General features: G+C 76.1%; 5 protein-coding genes. 2 read left to right on the top strand and 3 right to left on the bottom strand.

The genetic code is table 11. From position 1 onward, the window contains the following. The first annotated feature begins 301 nt into the window (after positions 1 to 301). Together ABD308_RS33135 and ABD308_RS33130 are read left to right on the top strand one after the other, a co-directional pair. Positions 302 to 1354, top strand: coding sequence for a polysaccharide deacetylase family protein (locus ABD308_RS33135; protein ID WP_344343306.1), 1053 nt, complete (start codon positions 302 to 304; stop codon positions 1352 to 1354). A 259-nt stretch (positions 1355 to 1613) separates the two neighbouring features. Next, a complete protein-coding gene (locus ABD308_RS33130) occupies positions 1614 to 2666 on the top strand; it encodes a GNAT family N-acetyltransferase (protein ID WP_344343304.1) in 1053 nt (350 codons plus the stop codon). A 13-nt stretch (positions 2667 to 2679) separates the two neighbouring features. Here ABD308_RS33130 and ABD308_RS33125 read toward each other — a convergent pair whose 3' ends face one another. From ABD308_RS33125 to ABD308_RS33115, 3 genes are all read right to left on the bottom strand, one after another. Further along, positions 2680 to 3816, bottom strand: a complete 1137-nt coding sequence (locus ABD308_RS33125) for an aminotransferase class I/II-fold pyridoxal phosphate-dependent enzyme (protein WP_344343302.1) — start codon at positions 3814 to 3816, stop codon at positions 2680 to 2682. Between the two features lie 201 nt (positions 3817 to 4017). Next, positions 4018 to 4662, bottom strand: a complete 645-nt coding sequence (locus ABD308_RS33120) for a helix-turn-helix transcriptional regulator (protein WP_344343300.1) — start codon at positions 4660 to 4662, stop codon at positions 4018 to 4020. A 110-nt stretch (positions 4663 to 4772) separates the two neighbouring features. Continuing rightward, a partial coding sequence (locus ABD308_RS33115) for a YVTN family beta-propeller repeat protein (RefSeq protein ID WP_344343298.1) occupies positions 4773 to 6286 on the bottom strand: 1514 nt, incomplete at its 5' end.

Genomic DNA, 6286 nt, shown 5'->3' with positions numbered 1-6286 from the left:
CGGCGGCCGGTGCCGGTCCCCCGGTGCGCACCCGTCCCCGCCCTCACCAGCGATCACTCAGGATCCTCACAGCCGTCGCTCAGGTCACCGGCCGGACGGCAATTGCGCCAACCTCCCGTCGAAACCCGTTCACGGCGCTCAACGTGGTTCGGAGCATGGGATTTTGCACTATCTTGAGAATTCGTGGAGCGGGGCGGGCCGCCCACCCAGCAGGCGCGCGCCGAGCGGCCGGGTCTGCCGGTGCGGCGTGTTCCACCCCCGCCGGCGCACCATCGCACGGGGAGGAAGGGGGAGCGCGTCCATGTCCGAAGGAACCGCGCATTCGACCGGGGCCGCCACCAGCGGCCCGAGCACCGGCACGGCCACCGTCGCACCGGGTGCCGTCGCACAGACCGCCGTCACCAGCGGACCGGGCACCGACCGCCCGCGCGCACGGCTCGCCGGACGGCGGGCCACCGTCGACGCCGTCCTGCGCAACTCGCCGCTCCAGCCGCTCTTCCGGCTCGCGGCCACCCGCCGGCTGGCCGTCCTCGCCTACCACGGGGTGGACGACCCCCGGGTGTTCGCGCTGCAGATGGAGCGCCTGGTCCGGCGCGCCCGCCCGGTCTCGCTCGCCGCCGTCGAGCAGGCCGTGCGGACCGGCCGCCCGCTGCCGCGCCGCAGCGTGCTGGTCACCTTCGACGACGGCGACCGCACGGTGCTCACCGAGGGTCTGCCCGTGCTGACCCGGCTCGGCATGCCCGCCGCCGCCTTCGTCGTCACCGACCTCATCGGCGGCGACCAGCCGTTCTGGTGGCGCGAGGCCTCGTTCCTCGCCGCGCACGGCGGCACCGCGCGCGCCCTGGCCGACTGCCCGCCGAACGGTGTGGTCCGCCGGATGAAGACGCTCGCCGACCGGGACCGCCGCACCGTGCTGGCCGACCTGCGGGAGAGCGCCGGGATCCGCGCGCCGAGGCAGGAACAGCTCACCCCGGACGACCTGGTGACGCTCGCCCGCGCCGGCGTCGCGATCGGCAACCACACCGCCGGCCACCCGTGCCTCGACCACTGCGAGGACGACACCGTCCGGGCCGAGATCGCCGGCGCGCACGAGGCGCTCACCGGCTGGCTCGGCGAGGCGCCGACCGCGTTCGCCTACCCCAACGGCAACCTCGACCCGCGTGCCGAGGCCGAACTGCGCCGCCTCGGCTACCGGGTCGGCTTCCTGTTCGACCACCGACACGACCGGCTGCTGCCGCCGCACCCGCTGCGGATCAGCCGGCTGCGGGTCAACTCGACCACCGGCCGGGACCGTTTCGACACCATCCTCTCCGGGCTCCACCCGGCCGTGCACCACCTGCGCGGCGGCGCCTGACCGGGCGGCGCCGCCGGATCGAGCAGTAGCCGAGCGCCGCCGGATCGAGCGGTGCCGGTTGGCCGGAACCCCGCCTCCCGCGGGCCGGGATCCGGGAGAATACCGACCGACCCGCGACCGGCCGCCGACCGGCGGCGCACCGGGGACGGGAGAGGTCTGGGGGGCAGCAGACGTGGGAACGGCGCACCCTGAGTCGGCGGTTACGCGCACCGCACCGGTCCGGCCGGTCCGGTACCGGACGCCCGCACCGCCGGCGGACGTGGTCGACGGCTGGCGCGCGCTGGCGGCGGGCGAACCGGGCGGCTCCTGGTTCACCACGCCCGAGTGGACGCTCTCCTGGTGGGAGACGCTGGGGGCGGCCCCCGCCGCGTCCGCCGGCGACGGCGAGGTCGTGGTGTGGCGGGACGGGGACGGCCGGGTCGACGCCGTCGTCCCGCTGCTGCGCACCGCCCAGCGCCTCCACCCGCGCGCGCCGCTCCCCGTCCCCTGCCTGACCGTGCTCGGCTCCGGGCCGGGCGCCGCCGACCACTGCGGCTTCGCCGTCGCCCCGCACCGCCGCGCCGAGGTCGCCGATTGGCTGGCCCGGCGCGGGCGGCGGACCACCCTGCTGCTCGCCGACCTCGACCCGGACCAGGCCGGCCTGCTGCCGCCCGGCGCGGTGGAGATCGGCCGCACCCCGTGCCCGCGCGCCGACCTGACGGCCGGACCGGACGCGCTGGGCTCCCGGCAGTTCCGGGCCGATCTGCGCCGCTACGGCCGCAAGCTGGCCGCCGAGGGGATCACCTTCCGCTGGGTGCCGCCCGCCCTGTCGCCGTCCGAACTCCCGGAGCGCTTCGAGCTGCTGCGCACCGCCGTCCGGCTGCACCGGCTGCGCCGGGCCGCGCTCGGGCGGCCGACCACCTTCGACGAGGCCCGCGAGCCGCTGCACCGGCGGGTGATCGAACGGGCCGCCGGCACCGGGCGCGGCGAGGGTCCGGCGTTCCTGGTCGCGGAGCGGGCCGGCGAGGTGGTCGGCGTGCTCTACGGCTTCCAGTGGCGGGACGCCTTCGCCTACTACCAGATCGGCTGGGACATGGCCTGGGCTCCGCTGCGGCTCGGCACGGCGGTGATCGCCGAGGCGGTCCGGGCGGCCGCCGGGCAGGGGCTCGGCACCTTCGACTTCCTGCGCGGCACCGAACCGTACAAGTACCGCTTCGACGCGGTGGACCGCGTGGACGTCTCCTGGCTGGTGCCGCGCGGCGTGCCGGGGGCGCTGCTGGGGCTCAAGTACCGGGCGAAGGCGGCCCGCCAGGCACCGCCGGCGGGAGGCTGACCGGCGGACCGCGTCAGCGGCGGCGGCCCTCCAGCCAGGAACCGAAGGACTCCAGGGCGGGCGCCGGGTCGCGGCGTCCGACCCCGATCCGGAACCGGTCGGCGGGCGTCGGAGTCAGCTCCGAGCGGAACACGGAGGCCGGCAGCAGCAGGACGCCGGCCTCCTCGACCAGCCCGGCGCAGAACGCCTCGACGCCGTCCGCGCCGAGGTAGCGCGGGTAGGCGACGCAGCCGCCGTCCGGGGCGCGCCACTCGAAGAGGTCGGCGTAGCGGGCGAAGAACGCCTCGAAGAGCGGCAGGTTCTCCGCGATGAGCGCCCGGTTGCGGGCCAGGATCCGTTCGCGGGCCTTGACGGCGATCCGGGCGAGGACCTCGCTGGGCGCGGCGTTGCAGATCGTGGTGTAGTGCTTGGCGCGCTCCAGGCGGCCGCGCAGCTCCCGGTCACGGCAGACGATCCAGCCGATCCGCAGCCCGGGCAGGCCGAGCGACTTGGAGGTGACGTCGAGCGAGAGGGCGCGCGCGGAGAGGTCGGCGGCGCGCGGCAGGGCGCGGCCGGGGTCGCGCTCCAGGCCGCGGTAGACCTCGTCGCTGAACAGGTGGATGCCGCGTTCGTCGCAGAGTTCGGCCAGCCGGACGAAGTCGGCGGTGTCGATCACCTTCCCGGTGGGGTTGTTGGGGAAGTTGACCGACACCACGCGGGTTTCGGGGCGCAGCGCCGCGGTGAGCTCGTCGAGGTCGAGCGCCCAGTCCCGGGCGGGGTCGAGCGCGACTCCGGTGACCTCGCAGAGCGAGAGCGGGAGGGTCTCGGCGGACTGGTAGTTCGGGGTGACGACCACCGCGTGGTCGCCCGGGCCGAGCAGCACCCGCATGGCGAGGTTGAGCCCCTCCTGGGCCCCGCCGAAGCAGATCACGTCCTCGGGCCCGGCGAGCTCGTACGTGCCGGCGATCGCCTCCCGCAGTCCCGGGTCACCGAAGGTCTCGGTGTAGCCGAGGGCGAGGATGTCCCAGGCCTCCCGGTCCTCGGCGTCCGCCAGGGCGAGCAGCTCGGACATCGCCATGGTCTGCGCGTCGGAGGCGGTGAGGTGGTGGCGGGCGGTGAACTCCCAGCGGGAGAAGTACGTTTCCAGCCGGAAGTCGGGGAGCCGGGTCATGGCGGTTCTCGTTTCGGGTTCACTCGGTGGGGCCGGTGCCAGGCCCTCTCTTTCGGATCACGCCAGGCGGTCGCCGCCGGAGCACGCACCTCGCCGGCTTGTCGTCGGTCGCCGATGCTCCGCATGGACTCCCTCCTCCGCACCGCCGATGCACGCACTCCAACGACGCCCACTGGTCCGACGTGATCCGAAAGAGAGGACCTAGGGCTGCGCGGGTCCGGGCGGGTCGCGCAGTTCGGCGAGCAGGGTGTAGACGGTGGAGCGGGACACCTTGAGCGCCGTCGCGATCGCCGGGACGGCGCGGCGGACGGCGAGCACCCCGGCCCGGTCGAGTTCTCGGAGCACGGCGAGCCGGTCCTCGCGGCCGAGCCGCTCCAGGGGGCGTCCGTGGGCGCGCACGTAGCCGCCGATCACGTCGTTCATCCGCTCGGTCCAGTCCTGTTCGAAGAGCGGTTCCGGGCGCGGGGCGGTCGGTGCGGCGAAGGCGGCGAGCAGCGCGGAGGCGTGTTCCAGCGGCCCCCGGTCGAGGTTGACGCACAGCACGGCGGCGGGCCGGCCGTCCTCGTCGCGGAGCACGGCGCTGACCGAGGAGAGCCGGCGGCCGTCGGGCAGCAGCTTCGGGTACGGGCCGTAGACGTCGGGCGCCGCCTGGTCGAGCCCGTCGAGTTCGCCGAGCAGGGAGGGGTCGCCCGGTCCCCGGCGGTCCATCGGGTTCCAGATGGCGAGCACTTCGTCGCGGACGGCGTCGTGCAGCACCACCTCGGCGTAGGGGCCGAGCAGCAGGGCGACGGCCTGGCAGGCGGGGGCCCAGGCGCGCAGGCGCGGGTCGGGGGTCTCGGTGGTCACACCCGGACTGTACGTCCAGACTGGATGTTTCGTCCAGCGTCGGGACGCGGCGCGGCCCGTCCCCGGGGTGGAAGAACCCCGGGGACGGGCCCGCCGCGTCCCGGAGCGGCTCAGTCGCAGGTGATCGCCAGCAGGGCGACCTTGCAGCTGCGGCTCGCCGCGTCGTTGGCGGCGACCGGGTCGGCGGGGGCGCCGGCGGTGCGGGCGGCGGTGACGGTGAAGGTGCGGCCGAGGTTGAGGAGGACGCTCACCTGGAGGGTGAGGTGCCGGGTGACGCTCGCCCCGGCGGCCAGCGGGGCGGTGAGCCCGCAGGTCAGGTGGCCGGCGGCGACGGCGCAGTCGGTGCTGGTCGCGACCAGCCCGGCCGGCAGGGCGGCCGCGACGGTGGCGGAGGCCGTCTCGCCGGGGCCCTGGTTGGTGAGGGTCAGCGTGTAGTCGACCCGCGCGCCGAGCAGGCCGGACACCGGGGAGGCGGCGAGCGCCACGGCGAGGTCGGCGGCGGGCGCCTGGTAGCCGAAGCGGGCGGCGGCCGTGACGGCGCTGGTGCCTCCGGGCGTGGTGACCCGCACGTCGACGGTCCCGGCGGTGGCCGCGGCCGGGGCGGTGGCGGTGCACGAGGTCGCGGTGCAGGAGAAGGACGCGGCGTCACCGGCGGCGCCGAAGCTCACGGCGGTCGCGCCGGCCAGGTCGGTGCCGGTGAGGGTGACGACCGTGCCGCCGGCCTGCGGACCGTCCGCCGGGCTGATCCCGGTGAGCACGGGCACCGGCAGCGGGAAGGCGAGCACGTTCACCGCGCCGCCGCCGAAGTCGGCCAGGTAGCCGCGCCGGCCGTCCGGGGTGACGGCCAGGGTGTACGGGCTCGTCCCGGTCGGGACGGTGGCGGTGACGGTGCCGCTCGCGGCGTCGATGACGCTGAGCGTGTCGTCGGCGTAGTTGCTGGCGTAGACGGACCGGCCGTCGGGCGCGGCGGTGACCGCGTACGGGTTGGCGCCGACCGGGACGGTCGCGGTCACCGCGCGGGTCGCGGTGTCCACCACGCTGACGGTGGAGTCGCCGCCGTTGCCGGTCCAGAGCCGGGAACCGTCGGGGGCCAGGGCGAGGCCGAAGACGCCGTGGCCGACGGGTATCGAGGCGCTCACGGCGGCGGTGGCGGTGTCGATGACGTCGACCCGCTGCGCGCCGGAGGCCGCCACGTAGACGTGTCCGCCGTCCGGGGCGACGGCCACCCCGTGCGGCTCGGCGCCGACCGGGACGGTGGCGACGACCGCGTTGGTCCCGGTGTCGAGCACGCTGACCGTGCCGGCGCCCGGGTTGGTCACGTACGCGCGGGCGCCGTCGGGGGCGACCGCCACGCCGAAGGCGCCGGCACCCACCGGGACGGTGGCGGTGACGGTGCCGCTCGCGGTGTCCACCACGCTGACCGTGCCGGTGAGGTGGTGGGTGAGGTACGCGTGCGCGCCGTCGGGGGCGAGGGCGACCGCGTAGGAGCCGGAGCCGGCCGTGAAGCCGCCGGCGACCGCGCCGGTCGCGGTGGACAGCACGGTCACCGCGCCGCTGCTCTGGCTGGTCACGTAGGCCCGGCCGCCGTCCGGGGAGAGGGCGACGCCCGCCGGGTACGGCGCGA

The organism is Kitasatospora putterlickiae (genome assembly GCF_039527695.1).
Classification (GTDB): Bacteria; Actinomycetota; Actinomycetes; order Streptomycetales; family Streptomycetaceae; genus Kitasatospora; species Kitasatospora putterlickiae.
This window is presented reverse-complemented; position numbering and strand designations above follow the sequence as displayed.

Bases quoted from the DNA above. Each gene is read 5' to 3' on its own strand.
- ABD308_RS33135 (WP_344343306.1), top strand. From the start codon at position 302: ATGTCCGAAGGAACCGCGCATTCGACCGGGGCCGCCACCAGCGGCCCG.
- ABD308_RS33125 (WP_344343302.1), bottom strand. From the start codon at position 3,816: ATGACCCGGCTCCCCGACTTCCGGCTGGAAACGTACTTCTCCCGCTGG.